This window comes from Lacihabitans sp. CCS-44, assembly GCF_024343735.1.
Classification (GTDB): Bacteria; Bacteroidota; Bacteroidia; order Cytophagales; family Spirosomataceae; genus Leadbetterella.
Map to the genome: position 1 here is coordinate 94,372 of NZ_RJUE01000052.1, position 20,668 is coordinate 115,039.

Annotated in this window: 18 protein-coding genes; 10 read left to right on the plus strand and 8 right to left on the minus strand. The window is 35.5% G+C overall.

Features of this window, described 5'->3' with window-relative positions; translation table 11 throughout:
* Positions 1 to 85: 85 nt before the first annotated feature.
* From EGI26_RS07940 to deoD, 5 genes are all read left to right on the plus strand, one after another.
* Positions 86 to 2,494: a hypothetical protein gene (locus tag EGI26_RS07940; RefSeq protein ID WP_255077585.1), complete on the plus strand. Its 2,409-nt coding sequence runs from the start codon at positions 86 to 88 to the stop codon at positions 2,492 to 2,494.
* Between the two features lie 126 nt (positions 2,495 to 2,620).
* Positions 2,621 to 3,790, plus strand: coding sequence for a phosphopentomutase (locus EGI26_RS07945; RefSeq protein ID WP_255077586.1), 1,170 nt, complete (start codon positions 2,621 to 2,623; stop codon positions 3,788 to 3,790).
* Positions 3,791 to 3,908: 118 nt separating this feature from the next.
* The gene (gene deoC, locus EGI26_RS07950; RefSeq protein ID WP_255077590.1) at positions 3,909 to 4,862 is read left to right on the plus strand and encodes a deoxyribose-phosphate aldolase; all 954 of its coding nucleotides are present in this window, start codon (positions 3,909 to 3,911) and stop codon (positions 4,860 to 4,862) included.
* Positions 4,863 to 5,065: 203 nt separating this feature from the next.
* Positions 5,066 to 7,435: an aldehyde dehydrogenase family protein gene (locus EGI26_RS07955; RefSeq protein WP_255077592.1), complete on the plus strand. Its 2,370-nt coding sequence runs from the start codon at positions 5,066 to 5,068 to the stop codon at positions 7,433 to 7,435.
* A gap of 65 nt (positions 7,436 to 7,500) precedes the next feature.
* Positions 7,501 to 8,202 carry a purine-nucleoside phosphorylase gene (deoD, locus tag EGI26_RS07960; protein ID WP_255077593.1) on the plus strand — a complete coding sequence of 234 codons (702 nt, stop codon included), beginning with the start codon at positions 7,501 to 7,503 and terminating at the stop codon, positions 8,200 to 8,202.
* A gap of 33 nt (positions 8,203 to 8,235) precedes the next feature.
* On the opposite strand, the gene EGI26_RS07965 is transcribed toward deoD, so the two are convergent.
* From EGI26_RS07965 to EGI26_RS07995, 7 genes are all read right to left on the minus strand, one after another.
* A complete protein-coding gene (locus EGI26_RS07965; protein WP_255077595.1) occupies positions 8,236 to 9,912 on the minus strand; it encodes a DUF885 family protein in 1,677 nt (558 codons plus the stop codon).
* An 18-nt stretch (positions 9,913 to 9,930) separates the two neighbouring features.
* Positions 9,931 to 10,692, minus strand: coding sequence for a cupin domain-containing protein (locus EGI26_RS07970; RefSeq protein ID WP_255077597.1), 762 nt, complete (start codon positions 10,690 to 10,692; stop codon positions 9,931 to 9,933).
* A gap of 92 nt (positions 10,693 to 10,784) precedes the next feature.
* Positions 10,785 to 11,756 (minus strand): UDP-glucuronic acid decarboxylase family protein, encoded by a 972-nt coding sequence (locus tag EGI26_RS07975; protein WP_255077599.1) that lies wholly within the window; start codon positions 11,754 to 11,756, stop codon positions 10,785 to 10,787.
* A gap of 6 nt (positions 11,757 to 11,762) precedes the next feature.
* Positions 11,763 to 13,079 (minus strand): UDP-glucose/GDP-mannose dehydrogenase family protein, encoded by a 1,317-nt coding sequence (locus tag EGI26_RS07980; RefSeq protein WP_255077601.1) that lies wholly within the window; start codon positions 13,077 to 13,079, stop codon positions 11,763 to 11,765.
* A 279-nt stretch (positions 13,080 to 13,358) separates the two neighbouring features.
* Positions 13,359 to 14,144 (minus strand): DUF3108 domain-containing protein, encoded by a 786-nt coding sequence (locus EGI26_RS07985; protein WP_255077602.1) that lies wholly within the window; start codon positions 14,142 to 14,144, stop codon positions 13,359 to 13,361.
* A 140-nt stretch (positions 14,145 to 14,284) separates the two neighbouring features.
* Complete coding sequence (gene recA / locus EGI26_RS07990; RefSeq protein ID WP_255077605.1) at positions 14,285 to 15,334, minus strand: recombinase RecA; 1,050 nt, start codon at positions 15,332 to 15,334, stop codon at positions 14,285 to 14,287.
* A 115-nt stretch (positions 15,335 to 15,449) separates the two neighbouring features.
* The gene (locus EGI26_RS07995) at positions 15,450 to 16,037 is read right to left on the minus strand and encodes a DUF1080 domain-containing protein (protein WP_255077607.1); all 588 of its coding nucleotides are present in this window, start codon (positions 16,035 to 16,037) and stop codon (positions 15,450 to 15,452) included.
* Positions 16,038 to 16,130: 93 nt separating this feature from the next.
* Between EGI26_RS07995 and EGI26_RS08000 the strand changes: the two genes are divergently transcribed.
* Genes EGI26_RS08000 through EGI26_RS08015 form a run of 4 tightly spaced genes read left to right on the plus strand, consistent with a single transcriptional unit; the run spans position 16,131 to position 19,259 of the window.
* On the plus strand, positions 16,131 to 17,453 hold the full coding sequence (locus EGI26_RS08000) for a DEAD/DEAH box helicase (protein ID WP_255077608.1): 1,323 nt from the start codon (positions 16,131 to 16,133) through the stop codon (positions 17,451 to 17,453).
* A gap of 23 nt (positions 17,454 to 17,476) precedes the next feature.
* Complete coding sequence (locus EGI26_RS08005; protein ID WP_255077609.1) at positions 17,477 to 17,944, plus strand: DUF1801 domain-containing protein; 468 nt, start codon at positions 17,477 to 17,479, stop codon at positions 17,942 to 17,944.
* A complete protein-coding gene (locus EGI26_RS08010; protein WP_255077610.1) occupies positions 17,941 to 18,408 on the plus strand; it encodes an NUDIX domain-containing protein in 468 nt (155 codons plus the stop codon). The genes EGI26_RS08005 and EGI26_RS08010 overlap by 4 nt, the downstream gene beginning before the upstream one ends.
* Before the next feature lie 8 nt (positions 18,409 to 18,416).
* Positions 18,417 to 19,259, plus strand: coding sequence for a DUF3822 family protein (locus EGI26_RS08015; RefSeq protein WP_255077611.1), 843 nt, complete (start codon positions 18,417 to 18,419; stop codon positions 19,257 to 19,259).
* A 1-nt stretch (position 19,260) separates the two neighbouring features.
* On the opposite strand, the gene EGI26_RS08020 is transcribed toward EGI26_RS08015, so the two are convergent.
* Positions 19,261 to 19,599, minus strand: coding sequence for a hypothetical protein (locus tag EGI26_RS08020; RefSeq protein ID WP_255077612.1), 339 nt, complete (start codon positions 19,597 to 19,599; stop codon positions 19,261 to 19,263).
* 116 nt (positions 19,600 to 19,715) lie between these two features.
* On the opposite strand from EGI26_RS08020, the gene EGI26_RS08025 reads away from it, so the two are divergent.
* On the plus strand, positions 19,716 to 20,666 hold the full coding sequence (locus EGI26_RS08025; RefSeq protein ID WP_255077613.1) for a ribose-phosphate pyrophosphokinase: 951 nt from the start codon (positions 19,716 to 19,718) through the stop codon (positions 20,664 to 20,666).
* Positions 20,667 to 20,668: the final 2 nt, after the last annotated feature.

The following is a 20,668-nucleotide window of genomic DNA, read 5'->3' on the forward strand; positions in this document are numbered from 1 at the left end:
TATCGAGATATTTTATATTATTAGTTTCTTTCTTTTTTTAAAATTAAGTTTGTTTTAAGTAACAATTCAACAAAGTTTTTTGTGAATGAAAAAACAAATAATAAGCCACAATAATTTTACTACCTTAATTTATTCGAATGGAACCAACCATATTGAAAAAGGCCACATTTCAGTATCAAAAAATGAAATAATCGATATACTTAATCAATTCAATGTAGATTTTGATGAGGTTTTGATCTATAAAAACTACTTGATTGAAAGAGACCATATCAGTCATAGTGAGTATGCATTTGGTCATTACCATTCAACTATTAAAAATTTAATTTTAAAAAATTGTGACTTTGATACCTCTGTGGTTTTTGACTTGAGTCTGCAAATAGAAACGATAATGTTTATTGATTGCAAATTCAAGGCCTCTCTTAAAATCAATAATCCCAAGTGTAAAATTTTCTTAGAAAATGTAAAAGTAGAAAATGATTTTTTACTTGATGGAGATAGTAGAGTTACTGAAAATACTGTAATTATCTCTAACACGACAGTGAAAAATCACCTGATTTTTAAAAATTTTCAAAAGTTTAATTTATTGAAAATTATAGGAGAAAAAAGTTATGCCAAGAAAACTGTAATTTCAAATGTTAATGGAAAAAATATTGCGTTCAAAGGAATTACAAAGAATGGAAATTTAAATTTAACTTGGGATGAAAATAAGAATATTAATAATGAAATAGAAAATCTTCTCTTAGAATCAACAAACTTTGAAATTATCGACTTATTTCAAACTACAATACATGGCTCGCTAAAAATCAAAAACGTACAAATACAAGACAATTTAATTGTTAAAAGTTGCTTAATCAGTAACATCCAAATTAATTCATCCATCGATATTAAATACTCAATTATTGAAAACTCAACAATAAAAACGATAAATTTTCTTAATTCACAATTTACAAAGTCTAATGAATTTGTACTTGCCGAAAATACAAAAATTAATAGCTTTCAATCAATATCCTCAAGATTGGGCGAAATAGTAATTAAGTGTAAGATAGAAAGTGTAGAGTTTATTTCTAAAGGCAAAAAGAACAATGAAATGGTGAAGTTATTGATTATAGAGTCTGTAATCGATTATTTATCACTAAAAAACGTAGTTATTCACAAAGAACTGAATATTTCAGGAAACATAGAACATATTTTATTTGAAAATTCGAATTTCAGAGAATATGTTGACATTAGTTTGAAAACCATCTCCGATCAAGTTTCAAATTCTTCAATTAATTTAAGGTGTAACATATTCCATCAATATTTCTCAATCAATGATTCTTTCCTACATGAATTTGAATTCTTTCAAAACACTTTTCTCGACATTTTTGAATTAAATTACCTAACACTAACTGAGAATTTAAGTATAATCGATTCCATGTTTTTTGGTGAATTAATTATTAATAATAAATCAGAATTAAATGCATTTCTAATTGAGAACTCATTTCTAAAGAAATTAACTATTACAAATAATTGCAATATTGACTCAATAAAAGTCACAAAAAAATCACTTATTCATTTCTTTTCGCCTTTTGATAAAAAAGATTTTGAATACTACTTTGAGAACTCAATAATAAATTCAATTTCCTTTGAGAATACAAGTTTATCCAAAAATTCAAGCTTTAACTTCAGTGATTGCCAAATAAATTTCATAGAATTTTCATCTGTTAATAACTATGGTTTTATTTATTTCAGAAACAGCAAGCCCATTTTTTTTTATTTAGATATGGTAATTGCCAAAAGTGCCAAACTCCTTAATTTATCAATCTCAGAAATGGGAAAGCAAGAATTTATTAAAAATATAGGACCCAGTTTATACAAAGCTGAAATTTGTTTTTTAAATAGTAGTTTAGGAAATATTGAGTTCATTGGTTTCGCCTTCTCCCAATACAGTTTCAAATTCTTAAACTCAAAAATGCTAAATCTATTTATTGCAGGTGACGAGTTCCCTGAAATAATTGAGGTTTCAGAAATTGACAAGAAAAATCAAACAAAAGCAGATTATAATCAACTAGTACTAGCTTATAATCAGTTAAAAAAAATAGCTGAAAATAATGGAGACATAATCAGAACATCTTTAATGCATGCTAAAGCTCTAAAATTTCAACATAAGGTATTGAAAAAGACTCCAAATACTGGGTATGAAAGAGCTGTCTTCTTATTTAATGGACTTTCAAATAACCATGGAGAAAGTTGGGGAAAAGCATTTTGGTTCATTATAATAAGTTCAGTTAGTTTATTCACACTGTTCATTATTCCAACCTCGAAATATGCAATAGTCGGAAGTTTTGATAATTCAATTATTACCGATTATTTGAAATTTATTGATCCCTTTCAAAAAAACAATTACGACGAATTTGGATGGTTTTCAAATTTGATTTATTTCCTGAACAAAATTGTCTTTGGGTATGGTGTATTTCAGCTCGTAACCGCGTTTAGAAGACATGGAAAAAAATAAAAATCCGTTCAAATCCGTCCAATCTGTGTCATCCATGTTCCATCACCACAACGAAAAACCCACAATTCTACCCACCAAACATAAAATTCATTATTTTTACCGTTTAATTCTTCAACAAACCGAATTGTGAAACGAGTAATATTAATAGTACTGGATAGTGTTGGTATTGGCGAACTGCCTGATGCAGCCAAATATGGAGACATAGGTAGCAATACTTTGGGGCACATTGCTGAACAATGTCCTGATTTACAGCTACCTAACTTGGTAAAACTGGGCCTTGGAAACATAGATTTAAGCAACAAAATTGGTAAAACCGAAAGCCCTACCGCTGCTTTTGGAAAGGCTGCTGAAGTTTCCTCGGGTAAAGATACCACCACCGGCCATTGGGAGATTTCAGGAATTATTCTTGAAAAGCCTTTCCCTACTTTTACCGAAAATGGTTTTCCACAAGAATTTATTGAGCGTTTCGAAAAAGCCATTGGCACCAAAACTATAGGCAATATTTCTGCTTCTGGCACTGCCATTATTGATGACTTAGGAGATGAACATGTGAAAACTGGATTTCCAATTGTCTATACCTCAGCAGATTCTGTATTTCAAATCGCTATGCATGAAGGCGTGACACCCATTGAAAGACAATATGAAATCTGCAAAATAGCCCGTGAAATGTTGGTAGGCGAATATGAGGTGGGAAGAGTAATTGCTCGGCCATTTGAAGGGGAGTCTGGAAATTTTCGCCGAACCAGCCGCAGGAAAGACTACGCCATTTTACCGCCTGAAACGGTTTTGGATGTTTTGAAAGAAAACGGAAAAGGTGTTTATGCTATTGGCAAAATCAATGATATTTTTGCAGAAAAAGGCATAACGAGATATAAAAAGACTGCCACAAATCTGGATGGCATAAAAGATACCATAAAGGTCATCAAAAATCCGAGCGAGAGCTTTGTATTTACCAATTTGGTAGATTTTGATATGCTTTTTGGGCATAGAAGAGACGTGGTTGGTTATGCCAAATGTTTGGAAGAATTTGACAGTTATTTGCCTGAAATCTTGGAAAACTTGCAGGAGGATGACTTACTCATCATCACCGCTGACCATGGAAACGACCCGACGCATCATGGCAATGACCATACGAGAGAATACATTCCGATACTAAACATAGGTAAAAACATAAAAAAAGGCGTTAATTTTGGTGTAAGAAACTCCTTTGCCGATATCGCAGCCACAATAGCTGAGTATCTCGAAGTAGAATATAAAACACAGGGTGAGAGTTATTTAGGATTAATCTATGTGTAATATTTGAACACAGATGACACTGATAGAACGGATTATCACCGATTTTTATTGACAATATCTTCATCCCTAGCAAGGATGTCTATAAAAATTATTAAAATGTTATCTTAAAAAGATAAAAATGACAGAAATAAGAAATGAAGGAATACCCTTCGACACCAAATACTTCGAAAACATTAACGTCAATCGCTCTGCGGTAGAACGAAGAACCGCAAGCTTAGGTGGACGAAGAACTGTAAAAAAAGAATTTCAAGCCGCATGGCTTCTAAAAGCCATCACTTGCATAGATTTGACCACTTTGGCTGGCGATGACACCGCTGGAAATGTGGAACGTCTTTGTGCCAAGGCTATTTCTCCTGTTAGAAAAGACCTTTTGGAGGCCATGGAAATGGCCGATGCGAACATTACCACAGGTGCAGTTTGTGTTTACCACAATATGATAGCGGATGCAAAAAGAAGTTTGGGCAATTCTGGAATTCCAATTGCAGCAGTTTCGACTGGCTTTCCTGCTGGCAAAATCTCTTTTGAACAGAAAGTCGAAGAAATCAAAAAATCAGTGGAAGCTGGTGCTACTGAAATTGACATTGTGATCAGTCGTGAGTTGGTAATTAACTCCAAATGGGAACAACTTTATGAAGAAGTAAAAGCTTGTAGAGCCGCCTGTGGCGACGCACACATGAAAACGATTTTGGCCACAGGCGAAATTCCGACTTACACCAAAGTAGCGAAGGCAAGCTGGGTAAGTATGATGGCCGGCTCAGATTTTATAAAAACTAGTACAGGAAAAGAAGTCGTAAACGCAACATTACCAGTGAGTTTGGTTATGATAAGAGCCATCAGAGAATATCAAGAACTTACAGGAATAAAAGTGGGCTACAAGCCAGCTGGAGGAATCCAAAAAGCCAAACAAGCTTTAGATTGGTTGATTTTAATGAAAGAGGAATTGGGCGATGAATGGTTACAACCCAATTTGTTTAGATTCGGAGCTAGTAGTCTTTTGGGAGATATCGAACGCCAATTAGAACATTACGTAACAGGCAGATATTCTGCGGGTTATCGTCATGCTATGGCATAAAAATCAGATTTAGAATAACATTAAATAACCCAAATTCATAAAATATGTTGCCTTCGACTTCGCTAGGCCAACGGTTTTATAGGTTTTAAATCTGTTGCCTTCGGCTCCGCTCAGTCAACAGTTTTTTTTGGTGAAATGAATATAAGAAATAGACAAAGTCCAAACTTTAGTGTCTTTGCGACTTTGCGAGAAAAAATATAGAAATGAAAGTAAAAGAAATATTTAATACGATGGCTTACGGTCCAGCTCCAGAGAGTACAGCTCAAGCAAATGAATTTCTTGATGCCCATGGTAGAACTTTTGAATTGTTTATCGGTGGAGAATGGAAAAAAGCCGAAAAGCATTTCGAAACCATCAATCCATCGAGCATGCAGGTTTTGGCCAATATAGCTGAAGCTTCAGAAGGAGATGTAAATGAGGCAGTTACAGCAGCCAATAAAGCATTAAAGGACTGGGTGAAAATCGGAGGAAGAGCTAGAGCGAGGTATCTCTATGCGATAGCTCGTCAAATCCAAAAGCATTCTAGATTATTTGCAGTTTTGGAAGCTCTGGATAACGGAAAACCCATCAGAGAAACCCGAGACATAGATATTCCATTGGTAGCCAGGCACTTCTATCACCATGCTGGTTGGGCCCAATTGATGGATACGGAGCTGAAGGATTACAAAGAAATAGGAGTAATAGGCCAAATAATTCCATGGAATTTCCCGTTATTGATGCTTTCGTGGAAAATAGCTCCTGCCTTGGCCATGGGAAATACCGTTGTTCTGAAACCTGCAGAATTCACTTCTTTGACAGCACTTTTATTTGCTGAAATTTGCCAAAATGTTGGTTTGCCCAAAGGCGTTGTAAATATTATTACTGGCCCAGGTTCAACTGGAGCTGCCTTGGTAAATCACAAAGATGTAAATAAGATTGCTTTCACGGGTTCTACAGAGGTGGGTAAAATCATTAGAAAAGCGATTGCTGGTACTGGCAAAAAAGTTTCGTTAGAATTGGGTGGAAAATCGCCTTTTATAGTTTTTGAAGACGCTGATTTGGATTCTGTGGTCGAAGGAATTGTGGATGCGATCTGGTTTAACCAAGGGCAAGTTTGTTGTGCTGGTTCTAGACTATTGGTGCAAGAAAGCATCCAAGACAAGCTTTATGACAAAATAAAAGCCCGCATGGAAAAGCTCCGAGTGGGTGATGCAATGGACAAATGTATTGACATTGGGGCTATTGTGGCCCCGATTCAAGTTAAAACCATTGATGAATTGGTTCAAAAAGGTATCGCTGAGGGTAACCAAATGTGGCAACCAAGTTGGGAATGCCCGAAAGACGGCTGTTTTTGTCCGCCTACCCTATTTACACATGTTTCGCCTTCAAGCACCATTGCTCAGGAAGAAATTTTTGGGCCAGTTTTGGTGGCCATGAGTTTTAGGTCACACCAAGAAGCCATAAAATTAGCCAACAATACGAGATACGGCTTGGCGTGTAGTATTTGGACAGAAAATATCAATTTAGCATTGGACGTAGCTCCAAAAGTAAAATCAGGAACTGTTTGGATAAACTCTACCAATGTTTTTGATGCAGGTTCAGGTTTTGGTGGCTATAGAGAATCAGGTTTTGGAAGAGAAGGTGGAAAAGAAGGTCTTTTTGAATATATGAAACCTCGAATAGAGGAACAGTTTTCTGAAAAACCTATAAAACCAGCCGTTCAAAAAACTAAAATTGCAATTTCTGAAGGAATAGACCGCACGGCCAAAATGTATATTGGTGGCAAACAAGCTCGACCAGATAGTGGTTACAGCATTATCGTTAAAAACCCGCAAGGCGAAGTAATTGGTGAAGCACCAGAAGGTAGTAGAAAAGATATCAGAAATGCAGTAGAAGCTGCTCATGCCAATGGCAAATGGGCCGAAATGACTGGACATGCACGAGCACAAGTTTTGTATTACATCGCCGAGAACTTATCGGCTCGTAAAGCAGAGTTTTCAAATAGATTGATGCAAATGTGCTGTTACAGCAAAGCTGACGCTGATGCAGAAGTGGAAAAGTCTATTGATAGAATTTATACATACGCCGCTCATGCTGATAAATATGATGGGCAGGCCCACCAAACCATTCAAAGAAATGTAACTTTGGCCATGCCCGAGCCAGTTGGGGTGATGGGAATCGTTTGCCCTGAAGAAGCACCGCTTTTGACTTTTATTTCAACAGTAATTCCAGCCATAACTTTAGGAAATAGCGTAATCGTAATTCCTTCAGAAACGGCACCTTTCAGTGCGACTGATTTTTACCAAATATTAGATACGTCTGACGTACCTGGCGGAACGGTTAACATCATCACAGGACCAAAGGAAACCTTGACAAAAGAATTAGCCAAACATTATGATGTGGACGGGCTCTGGTATTTTGGAAGCAAAGAGGGGTCAAAAGACATAGAAAGTCTTTCAGCCGAAAACATGAAAAGGACTTGGGTAAACTATGGGAAATACCGTGACTGGATGAACAATGAGCAGTCTGAAGGCACAGAATTCTTGAGACATGCTTCAGAAATTAAAAATATTTGGATTCCTTATGGGGCATAAAATATTCATTTAACCCAATATTATTAAAAACAAATTCAAAAACAAACACATATAAAACATTACAAATGAGAAGTTTACACTTAGAAGCTGAAGTAGGAGAAATAGCAGAAACAGTATTATTACCTGGAGATCCATTAAGAGCGAAATTTGTGGCCGAAAATTTCCTAACAGACGTTGTCTGCTACAATAAAGTAAGAGGAATGTTCGGATTCACTGGGAATTATAAAGGCCAAAAAGTCTCGATACAAGGCACTGGAATGGGTATGGGAAGTGCGGGCATATACATCCATGAATTGATAAATACCTACAAATGTCAAAATTTGATTCGTGTCGGTACTTGCGGCTCTATCCAACCAGAATTAGACCTTGGTCAGGTAATTTTGGCTATGAGTGCGTCAGGAGACTCAGATGCCAACAGCCTGTTATTCAAAGGAATGCATTATGCAGCCACGGCAGATTTTGATTTGCTTTACAGAGCACATCAACTAGCTATTGAGCTAAAAATCAAAACACATACAGGCTCAGTTTTTAGTACCAATACATTTTATGACCTTGAACCTAACCGTTGGGAAGTGTGGCAAAGGCATGGCGTTTTGGGCGTAGATATGGAATCCCAAATATTATTTACCATAGCAAGTAGATTTGGTGCAAAAGCTCTATCTCTTTTGACAGTGAGCGACAACATTATCACAGGAACTGCCTCATCACAACAAGAAAGAGAAAATACTTTCAATGATATGATGAAAATTGCCTTGGGATTGGCTTAGATAAATTATTGAGGAATAGATTTCTACTATTCCTCAGTTCAAAAATTTCCAGTCCGCTATTTTATCTTTTTTCAAATCCTCACTTTTTAGTAGAGCTTTGACTAATTCTACTGGCATCGTGTTATTTTGTAGAATGGTATCATGAAATTGCTTCTCAGGCATTTTTCCTCCATCTACCAATTCCTTCTTTAGGCTATAAAATTGCAAACCACCAATCATGTAAGCTATCTGATAAAGAGGGCCATATCTACCTGTAAACGAACGCCTTACTTCTGCTTCAGCATTGGCTCTTTCGTGTCCAACTTTGTCAACCAAAAGATCAATACATTGCTGCGGAGTCATTTTTTCCAAATGATAATTCAGTGAAAAGATGATTCTTGCACAACGGTGCATTCTCCAAAACAACATACCAATTTTCTCCTCAGGTGTTCTTGGAAAACCTTTATCCCAAAGATTAAATTCCCAATACAGAGCCCAACCTTCAGTCCAAAATGGCGTACCAAAAGTTCTTCGATAAGGTTTATAACGTTGATTCATAAACTGTTGTAGATGATGACCGGGGATTAATTCATGCTGCACAGTCGCTCTTGAAAAATATGGATTATTGCCTCTCATACTCATCATTTTATCATCATGGTCCATAGCTGCAGTTGGGTAAGACACCATAATTTGTTCGCCACCCAAGAAAAAAGGACTTACCTTTTGTGCTTCTGCTGAGAGCATTACCGTTCTCCAAGTCTCTTTTGCCAATGCTGGAACTGTCACCAAATCACGATCCTCAACATATTTTATGGCTTCCCAAGCCAATTTATTCACATCCTCTTGCCACTGACCGGGCGGCACATAGGTTTGTTTTACATGTTCCAAAGCCTTCTTCCAGTCATTTCCGTAACCCAGTTCATTAGAAGCCTTGAGCATCTCTTTTTCGCACCATGCAAATTGATTATTGGCTTCTGATATCAATTGTTCAGGTGAATAGGTTATAAATTCAAAACTGAGGTCTTTTAAAAGTGCATCTCTACCCAATGGTTTTCCAATTATTCCACTACCATCATCCTTTACCAAGGTGTTTGAAAAATGCTTTCTGAGCAAACCCTCATACTCTTCAAAAGTCTTCATTAATTTTTTATGAGGAGCCTGTATCCACCAATTGAACTCCGGATTGTACTCGTAATAAAACTTGTATGATTCTTCTGTTGCCCTTATGAGTTCCTTTACAATATCCGCTGCCAATTCGGCCTTTTGCCAACTTTCGTAAGGTTTTTTAGTCTTTAAGGCTACTATTTCGGCTCTAATTTCCTTTTCTACTTTATTAAAATCAGCGGCTAGCTTATCAGATTTGGGATTGACGCCAGTCTTTCTATTTTCGTTAAAATCATAAATAGGCTGTGCCCTTTCAATGACATTCTTCACTTCATTGAATGCCTTAAACTCTAAGCCATGAAAATAAATACTCTTGTCAATTTGATTCCTAAGCAGCACATAATCAACCTTTTGTTCTTTAGTTAATCCATCAAAAGCCATTTTATCCAAGTCTTTTCTGGCATCGGCATAAAATTTTGTAAATCTTTCAAAATAAACTTCAGAAAGGCTATTGGGATATTTTCTTTGCAAAGCTCCTTTATCTGCCTGATAACTTGAAACAATTTCATTAAAATCTGTTGCATAAATACTTAAACTGAATAAACAAAATAGTAAAGTAAGTTTCATTTGATGAGCCTTTTAAAATTAATTGAATTGAAAAGCAAAATACGTGGTTGAGCCTTTTCCGATATTTATAAGATTATGCAATTGATTGGATGGCAAAAAGAACAAATCACCTTTTGAACCTTCATAAAAATTCTCTCCTATTTGCATTCTAGCATTTCCATTCACCAGCAATATCATTTCTTCAGCGATGTGTTTATGCGGTGGATGGCTGTTCAGACCCTCATTGAGTGTTGTCACGTGCATTTCTACTCGGTTAAACATGGCAGTTGGTCTGTCAAAAAAATCTCTCCTTCCACCTTTATCATGAGGTTTAAATGCAACAGTATTCCAATCAATCATTTGAGATTTAGCAATCTCCTGATTTGTTTTTGGTGTTTTTGATTTGTAAATCAACACATAATAACTCACATCGCTCTTGCTCAAATTGTTCATTTGTTGCATATCCTTAGGCATAATGAGTAACACACTGCCTGCACCAAGTTCTTTTGTTTGATCATTTATGGTCACTGTGAGTGTTCCTTCTTGAATTATTATCAACTCTTCGTCACTTTCTTGAGCGTGTGCAGGTCTCAATTTATGTCCAGGCTTGAGAGTTGAATGATGTATACTAATCTTTTCCATAAAATCAGTTCGCTCATTCTTAATAATTTGCCTGAAAACTCGACTTTCATCTTCGTTTTTTTGCAATGCATTTAAGTTAAAAACTCTCCCTTGAAGGGCATTTTGGGCAAAAATTTCTTGCATAGTTAGTGTAAAAAGTAGAATTATTAAATATTTCATTTTTTTGGTTGATAAACTTAACCAAAAATATAAAAAAATCCCACAAAGTCATTAAACCTTGTGGGATATATAAATGCTGCTACGTTTTATTCTTAGAATTCTCTGTGAATGGCCTCGTCAAAAAGACGCTCCTTGGGCAAATTCCTGAAATAATCGTAGGTTATTTTCAAGCCTTCTGCCCTATCTACTTTAGGTTCCCAGCCTAAAATTTCTCTTGCTTTAGTAATGTCAGGTTGTCTTTGTTTAGGATCATCTTTTGGCAAATCCAAATATACCACTTTCTGAGTTGTTCCTGTAAGTTTAATAATCTCTTCAGCAAAATCCTTAATGGTGATTTCTGAAGGATTTCCAATATTAACTGGTTGAGCATAATCTGACATCAACAATCTGTAAATACCTTCTACCAAATCATCTACATAACAAAACGATCGTGTCTGTGAACCGTCACCAAAAATTGTAATATCCTCACCACGAAGGGCTTGACCAATAAAGGCAGGCAATACTCGGCCATCGTTCAGCCTCATTCTTGGTCCATAGGTATTAAAAATACGTATTATTCTAGTTTCCAAACCATGGTAGGTATGATAGGCCATGGTCATGGCTTCTTGGAATCTTTTTGCTTCGTCATAAACTCCACGAGGACCTACTGGGTTTACATGTCCCCAATATTCCTCTGTCTGTGGATGCACCAATGGATCACCATAAACTTCTGATGTAGAAGCTATTAAAACTCTCGCTCCTTTTACTCTAGCCAATCCCAAACAATTGTGAATACCCAAAGAGCCTACTTTTAAGGTCTGAATAGGTATTTTAAGATAATCTATTGGGCTGGCTGGCGAGGCAAAATGCAAAATATAATCCAATTGACCGGGCACATGAATAAACTTACTTACATCATGGTGGTAAAATTCGAAATTGGGCAATTTAAAAAGATGCTCTATATTTCTTAAGTCACCAGTAATAAGGTTGTCCATTGCAATCACATGAAAACCCTCTTTAACAAATCTGTCACAAAGGTGTGACCCTAAAAAACCTGCTCCTCCAGTTATTAGTATTCTTTTCATATAAAATTAAGATGCTTTAATTGTATCACGACCAATTGAATAATAATCAAAACCCAATTTGTCCATGTCTTTCAGTTCATAAAGATTTCTGCCGTCAAATATAACTTTATTATTCAATGCTTCGCCCAATTTCTCAAAATCTGGTGTTCTAAATTCTGGCCATTCGGTCATAATCATCAAAGCATCGGCACCTTGCACTGCATCATATTGACTAGTGGCATATTTTACTTTCTTACCAATCTCTTTTCTAACATTAGCAATAGCCTCTGGATCGAAAACTACCACTTTAGCTCCAGCCCTTTTTAAGGCTTTTATGTTATACAATGCTGGTGCTTCCCGAATATCATCTGTATGTGGCTTAAAGGCTAATCCCCAAAGTGCAATAGTTTTTCCTTTCAAATCTCCACCAAAATAAGCCTTCAATTGTGGTATCAATTTGGTTTTTTGACGGTCATTAACGAACATTACTGATTTCAAAATCTTGAAATCATAACCATATTCCTTAGCCGTTTTGCCTAATGCTTGTACATCTTTAGGGAAACATGAACCACCATAACCAATACCAGGAAATAGAAATCTTTTACCAATACGACTATCTGTACCAATACCCTTCCTTACGTTGTCAACGTCTGCACCTGCCAATTCGCATAGGTTGGCTATTTCGTTCATAAAGGTAATTTTCATGGCCAAAAATGAGTTAGCTGCATACTTGGTCATTTCTGCCGAACGCTCATCCATAAAAATAACCGGATTACCTTGACGCACCAATGGAGCGTATAATCTTTCCATTATGGCTTTTGCTCTTTCTGATTTTGTGCCAATAACTACCCTGTCCGGCTTCATAAAATCATCCACCGCGACTCCTTCCCTCAAAAACTCAGGATTAGAAACCACATCAAATTCTACTTTCGCATTCTCAGCAATTTTTGCCGAAACTTTCTCTGCTGTTCCTACTGGCACCGTACTTTTATCTATAATTACAGCATAATGATCCAATATCTTTCCTAGATGCTCCGAAACACCAATTATATATTTCAAATCTGCAGAGCCATCTTCTCCTGGAGGTGTAGGCAATGCCAAAAATATTACCTCAGCATCTTTTATTCCTTCAGCTAATTCCGTAGTAAATGTCAATCTACCCTCCTTTCTGTTTCTTTCAAACAAAACTTCTAGGCCAGGTTCATAAATTGTGATCTTACCTTTTTTAAGACTCTCTACTTTCTTTGTGTCAATGTCAATACATGTTACATAATTACCTGTTTCTGCAAAGCAAGTTCCGGTAACCAAGCCTACATACCCTGTTCCAACAACAGCTATTTTCATATTCTATAATTTTAATAAATGGAATGTTTCACAAAGGTATTACAAAAGAGATACCCAAAAACACTTTCTACTTATTTTCTTACACAAATACATAAAATAATAGACATTTTTAACAAAAACTACCATTAAGTGCCATTTTTTGAATGAACCATGTAAGGTTACGAGGTTAAAACAATTTATTTAATTCCAAAAAATGGAAATAAAAATTGTATTTTGGAAAATATTTTTCCCAAAACACCCATAAAATAAATAGTAATTTTGATGATAATTAGGCGTAGACTAAGCAACTTTCCAAATAAAAGGATACTTAACACCCTTGTAGTTTTTAATCTCCATATCGATGGTTCCAAAAGAAAAATCAACCTCAATTTTCAAAGGCACTCGATTTCTATCATCCGAAACCCAAATACGAATTGCATTTTCTCCTTTAAAAAGGTCATTTTTGGGCAAGATTGGATTAAGCTTCAACACACGAGTTTTACCAAATTTGGTATGTATAACACCCTTACCCGCATACTTTATCTTCATAATGTATAAATCCTCGTCGAAGAACAACGGTGAAGAAATAGATTGTCCTATGCTAAACTTTGAGAAGTCGATAGTTCTTAGAAAGTAATAGCCAGAAATAACATCTTGAATATTATTTGGTACTGCAAAAGTTTTGGATTGTTCTTTTTCAACTTTTATTGCCTCATTCTTGTGGTGATCAAAATTAATGATTTGATCTCTTTTGTAACTATTTTCTCTTGCACTGTAAATAAATTTATGTGGTATAAAAGCCAGTGTATCCACATAACTTCTATATGTATTTCTCACTTTAAATACATCTGTAAGGCCGGCTGTTTTGCCTACAACATTAACTTTAAAGCAAGGTCTATTGCTAACGGCGTATATTTTATCATCTACATCAACTTGTGCTTCACCTATTGTTAAAAAACCATATTTTACTTTATAATCATACGACTCTCCAGCTCTAAAACTATCGTTTTGAATAGTCCTGAAATCTTCAACAAACGTAAATGAGCAGAATAATGAAATTAAAATAAAGTACTTAAAACTCAGCATTAACCTAGGATAATTTAAAAGAAACGCACAAAGTTAAAATTAAATATTGAGCTCTTGAGCAAAATTTATGATTTGAAACATTCTTATATAAAAAATGCCTCATCCGAGGCATTTTTTATATATAATAATTAAGCAATATCCTAAACATTCAAATCTGCTTCGCTAATATTTTTATCCATCAATGCATCAGAATTTCCAGCAACAGTAGCTTTAATTTTCTCTTCTATATCTGCCATAAGTTCAGGATTGTCTTTTATCAATCCTTTTACTGAATCTCTTCCTTGCCCTAACTTATTTTCAGCATAAGAAAACCATGAGCCCGATTTTTTTACGATTTCTAGATCTACTGCCAAATCAAGCACTTCGCCAGATTTTGAAATACCTTCACCATACATAATGTCAAATTCTATAACTTTGAAAGGAGGTGCAACTTTATTTTTTACAACTTTTACCTTTGTTCGGTTACCAATTATGTTAGCATCGTTATCTTTAATCTGCCCAATTCTCCTGATATCAATCCTTACAGAGGCATAAAATTTCAGAGCATTTCCACCAGTCGTTGTTTCCGGACTACCAAACATCACGCCTATTTTATCTCTTAGTTGGTTGATAAATATACAGCAACAACCTGTTTTGTTAATTGTACCAGTGAGTTTTCTCAGTGCCTGAGACATCAACCTAGCCTGAAGACCCATCTTACTATCTCCCATCTCTCCTTCAAGCTCAGCTTTAGGAACCAATGCTGCTACAGAGTCAATTACGCATATATCAATGGCACCTGAAGATATAAGATGTTCTGCGATTTCTAAAGCTTGCTCACCATAATCTGGCTGAGAAATCAACAAATTCTTCGTATCTATTCCTAATTTTTCGGCATATCCTCTATCAAATGCATGCTCTGCATCAATAAATGCAGCAATGCCTCCTTTTTTCTGTGCTTCAGCTATGGCGTGCATAGCTAAAGTAGTTTTGCCAGAAGACTCTGGTCCGTATATCTCTACGACTCTACCCTTAGGAAATCCTCCAACACCAAGTGCCAAGTCTAATCCCAAGGAGCCTGTAGATATAATAGGAACATCCATCACTTTGGTATCACTAAGTCTCATAACGGTACCTTTACCGTAAGCTTTATCTAATTTATCTAATGTAGATTGTAATATTTTTAGTCTATCCGAGCTTTCAGCCGCCATTTCTTTAAATTTAAAGTTCAGTACAAAGTTATATGATTTTTTTAGTAAATCTCTGCTATAAAAATTAGCAATAACTACATCTTACTAATAACAAGCCATTTATGAAGTATAAAATTTATATTTTAGTTATTTTAATCTTCTTCCATTCCACTCTAATACCACCTCCATCGTGAATTTGCAAAGCTATTTTGCCATCTACTTCACCTATAGCAGGATCGTTTAGATAAATCATTTGCTTACCATTCACCCACGTAGTAACTTCTGTACCTACTACCTTTATTTTCATGGTATTCCATTCGTTCATTTTTACGTTATCTATTTCCTTAGGCGGTTTTATCAACCAACCTCTTTTGTAAGACTCATAAATGCCGCCAGAAAAACTTCCAGGAGGTGCTACTTCTGCTTGCCATCCAGATACTTTTGTGCCCACAATATCAGAATGAAAAAACACGCCGCTATTTCCGTTGGCCAAGGGTTTAAACATCAACGTAAGCTCAAAATCCTTGAACTTCTGGATTGTCCCCAAATACCCATACCCTTTGTCAGGGCCGCTTTCGCATACCAAGTTCTTGTTTTCAACATACCATTTTTCGGTACCGAAAATCTCCCACCCCGACAAATCTTTGCCATTAAAAAGGCTAATGGGCTTTGACTTTTGAGCAAAACTAAAAATTGGAATTAGTAGAAATAAGAGTTTTTTCATTATATTTCTTATGGTTTAATTTCTTGAAGTTTAAATTTAGGCAAGAATTTTAAATCTAAAAATTACTTTTGTATTTAAATATCAAAATAAAAAATGAAATTCATTGATTTGAATCTTAACAAGTCTTTACTAAATGCATTGGAAGACCTCGGTATAGATTCTCCAACATCTATACAAAGCAAAGTATTTTCTATAGTGATGTCGGGCAAAGACATGGGCGGAATAGCACAAACAGGTACAGGAAAAACCTTAGCATATTTACTTCCATTGATGCGTATGTGGACGTTTTCAAAAGACAAACTTCCACAAATTGTCATTTTAGTACCAACCAGAGAGCTTGTTGTTCAAGTTTTGGAAACTGCGAAAAAACTTGCCACCTACATAAGCTTTGATTGTGTGGGCGTTTATGGTGGCGTAAACATCAAGACACAAGTATTGGAGCTTGCTCAAGGTTGTGATTTATTGGTGGCTACGCCTGGTCGATTTATTGACTTGGCAGCGAGTGGTGCATTAAAAGTGAAAAACATCAAAAAACTGGTTATAGATGAGTTTGATATGATGCTCGACTTGGGCTTTAGGCCTCAATTGCAAACCATTTTTGATAAAATTCCAGAAAAACGTCAAAATTTGCTATTTTCAGCAACTATTTCCGAAGAAGTAGAGGATTTATTAGGAGACACTTTTAAATCACCCGAAATAATTGAAGATGTAGCGGTAGGCACACCACATCAAAATATAGAACAAAGAGCTTATCTCATTCCAAACTTCCAAACCAAAATAAATTTCTTGGAAGTTCTGCTGGCAAACGACAGCCAAATGACAAAAAACCTAGTATTTGTATCAAATAAGGTTCTTGCAGATGCACTTTATGAAGAACTAAAAAGGAGGGAGGTTGAAAGCATAGAGGTGATTCATTCTAATAAATCACAAAATTATAGATTTAGAGTGTTGGAAAGCTTCACAAAAGGAGAAATCAAAACCTTAATAGCAACAGATTTGGGATCCAGAGGCTTGGATATACCTAAAATTAGCCATGTAATTAATGTTGACATTCCGGAAGTGGCCGAGGATTATATTCATCGCATTGGCCGCACTGGAAGAGGCAATGAAAAAGGCATTTCTGTCAGTTTCATTTCTAAAAAAGAGCAGGAACAATTTGAGGAAATAGAAACACTGATGAACTATAAAGTAACCATTGGTGAGACTCCCGTTTATTTGGAGATTTCAGATAGCTTGATGCCTTTTGAAATGGAAAAAATCGACATGAAAATCTTAGCTCCAAAGAAAAAAACGGAAGTTGGGCCTGCATTTCACGAAAAAGCTGACAAGAACAAAAAGATAAACAAAAGACGGGATATTGAGGCCGAGAAAAAAGCGAAATACGGTAAAGCTTATAAAAAAGAAAGGAAACTTTAAACGTTTACAAAACTGTCCACTTTATGAAAAACTCAGCAAATTCTGTAGATGAATACGCAGCAAATGTTTCAGAAAACTATCGTGACTCAATTCAAAAACTACGTGAAGTAGTGAAAGAGAACATTCCGGAGGGATTCGTAGAAATGCTCAATTACGGTATGAATGGCTTTGTTGTTCCCCATGAATTATATCCAAAGGGCTACCATTGCGATCCAAAACTCCCGCTTCCATTTATCAATCTTGCGGCACAAAAAAACTTCATCAGCTTTTATCACATGGGCATCTATGCAGTACCAAGCCTCTTAGATTGGTTTGTGAAAGAATATGCTTCAGTGGGTACTCAAAAGCTAGACATGGGCAAAAGCTGTATAAGATTCAAGAAAGCCAACGATATTCCTTATGAATTAATTGGAAAATTGACAAAGAAAATGACGGTTGAAAATTGGATTGAAGTTTACGAAAACGCTTTCACTTCGAACAGAAAAAAATGATGAATTATTCTGAAGAGATTAAAAGAATTTATGGCAACAAAATCAGAATTCGGGTGTGCGGGATTCTAGAAAAAGATGGCAAGTACTTATTGGTCAATCACAGCAAACTGAATGATGACAATATTTTTTGGAATTTCCCTGGTGGTGGAGTAGATAAAAACGAATCCATAGAAAATACACTCATCAGAGAATTCAAGGAAGAAACCAACTTGGACATAAAAATCAGTAAGTTCCTGTTTATCAATCAAATGATTAACTCTTCACTTCATTCCATAGAATTATATTTTGAAGTACATTCCGATAATTTTGAAAATAAAACCGGATTCGACCCTGAAATTAATATCATTACAGAAACAAAATGGATGGCAAATGAACATATACTGAACCTCCCTCCTAGCCACAAACCCACATTCTTTTCAAATTTAAAATCAATAAATGATTTAAAATTTCCGAATCAGGCTTAAATTTGTTTATGGCTGTTGCAAACGTCTTCAAAATAACCGATGAAAGATTTTCAATTGAAAGAATTGAAGATTATGACTTATTGATTGAGGTTCAACAAACTCGCTTAAAATTTCTATTGAGAGAAACTAATTCCAAAACCATCATTTGGCTAGAAGATCACTACTTAGGTGCAAGCGGTAGTTCAGCTTCCTTCGAACTAAAACTTAAAAATATCTACAGTCAACATGAATTTTTGAAGGCTAATTTTTGGAACAAAATAGAAATAACTATTCATTTTCCTTTCTACGCTGTAATACCGAACGATTTTTTCTCAAGAGAGTTATCTGAAAAATACTTAAAAATACAATATCCTGAACTCGACTTCGAAAAATACAAAATCGAAGAGGTTTTAATAAAAGACGAAAATTTTTTATTTCTAATTCCCAAAGAATTAATTTCAATACTCCAAAATTATTATCCTACCAAACAGGTCAGATTCTCCAATACTTTAGCTAATGCCATAAAATATTTCGAGACTCATGAGCGAATTCAGAACAAAAACCTGATAATAATCAACGATAGTTGGCTAGAAGCCATATACATTGAACCAAAAACAGGGATCATTAAGACAGAAGCCGTTTCTTTAAAGTCAAAATTATTGGCTACAGTATTGAGTGAAATTGAAAAAAATGGGCAATTGAAAACATTAATTTTTGGAGAAATAACACCTTTTTCAAGTATCTATCGCCTCATTAAAAACAAACTTAAAGCTTTAGAATTTGGGGGAATTCCAAGAAACTGCAAGTTGAGTCAATATTTTTCTGAAGTACCTGAGCAGCGTTACTTTACATTACTCAACAAAGAGTTCTAGATTATTTCCTTAGAAAATAATCAAAACCATATTGAACCTTTAGATTATAATCAAAATATTCAATCGCTCGTTGAACGGTCTTGCTGTTTTTAGCTATAAAATATGGGCGTTTCCCTTTCTTGTTAACCAACTTAGTATCTACCTTATAAATCGTACCTTCGGGGTATTTTGCGATAAATTTACTAGGAATAGCAACCTTTAAATCTTCGGGAACTTGCTGGCCATTAATCGTTTTCAACTTCATTTTATCTGCTTTGACATCATACATAGCCTCGGCATAAACATCGATAAAATAAGATTTTGTAAATTCCGGCACCTCATCTATTAGTGACAACTGCATAAGATTTATTTTTATTATAGATTCTGATGCAAAATAATAGCTTTTTTTTGAAATAAAATATGAATGAGAAGTATTTATTTGTACTTTTGCGGAACTTTTCGGAGAAATAAATCAAAATGGCAGAAGTAAAAATATTCTCAGGCACCAATTCCAAATACTTGTCTAGCAAAGTAGCCTACTATTATGGAAAAGAACTCGGAAAAATCTCAATTCAGCGTTTTGCTGATAGCGAAATTTCGGTTAATTTTGATGAATCAGTAAGAGGTTGTGACGTTTTTCTTTGTCAAGCCACTTTTCCGAATGCAGACAATCTGATGGAATTGCTCCTTATGATTGACGCAGCCAGAAGAGCATCCGCTCATTATGTGGTAGCTGTTATTCCTTACTATGGCTATGCACGTCAAGATCGTAAGGACAGACCAAGGGTAGCAATCGGAGCCAAATTGGTGGCCAACATGTTGAGAGCCGCTGGTGCAGACAGAATCATGACCCTAGACCTTCACGCTGGACAGATTCAAGGTTTCTTCGACATTCCAGTAGATCACTTGGAGGGTACTTCGGTTTTTGTACCGTATTTGAAGACCAAGAATATTGAAAACCTAATTTTTGCATCGCCAGATGTAGGTGGTGTATCTAGAGTAAGAAAATTTGCCAGTTACTTTGAAGCAGATATAGTAATCTGTGACAAACAAAGAAAAAAAGCCAACGAAATAGCAGGAATGCAATTAATTGGTGATGTGAAAGACGCAAACGTAGTTTTGGTTGATGACATGATTGACACGGGTGGAACGATTTGTAAAGCCGCGGAGTTGATTATGGAGAAGGGTGCAAAGTCGGTACGTGCAATATGTACGCATGCAGTACTGTCTCACAAGGCACATGAAAACATTACAAATTCAGTATTTGAGGAAGTCATTGTTTCGGATTCTATTCCATTGAAGCAAGACAATCCAAAAATCAAAGTAATTTCGGTAGCCGAGCTATTTGCCCACGCCATCGGAAGGATAAGAGACAACGGATCTATTAGTTCATTATTTATAAATTATCAACATCAAATTACATTTTAATT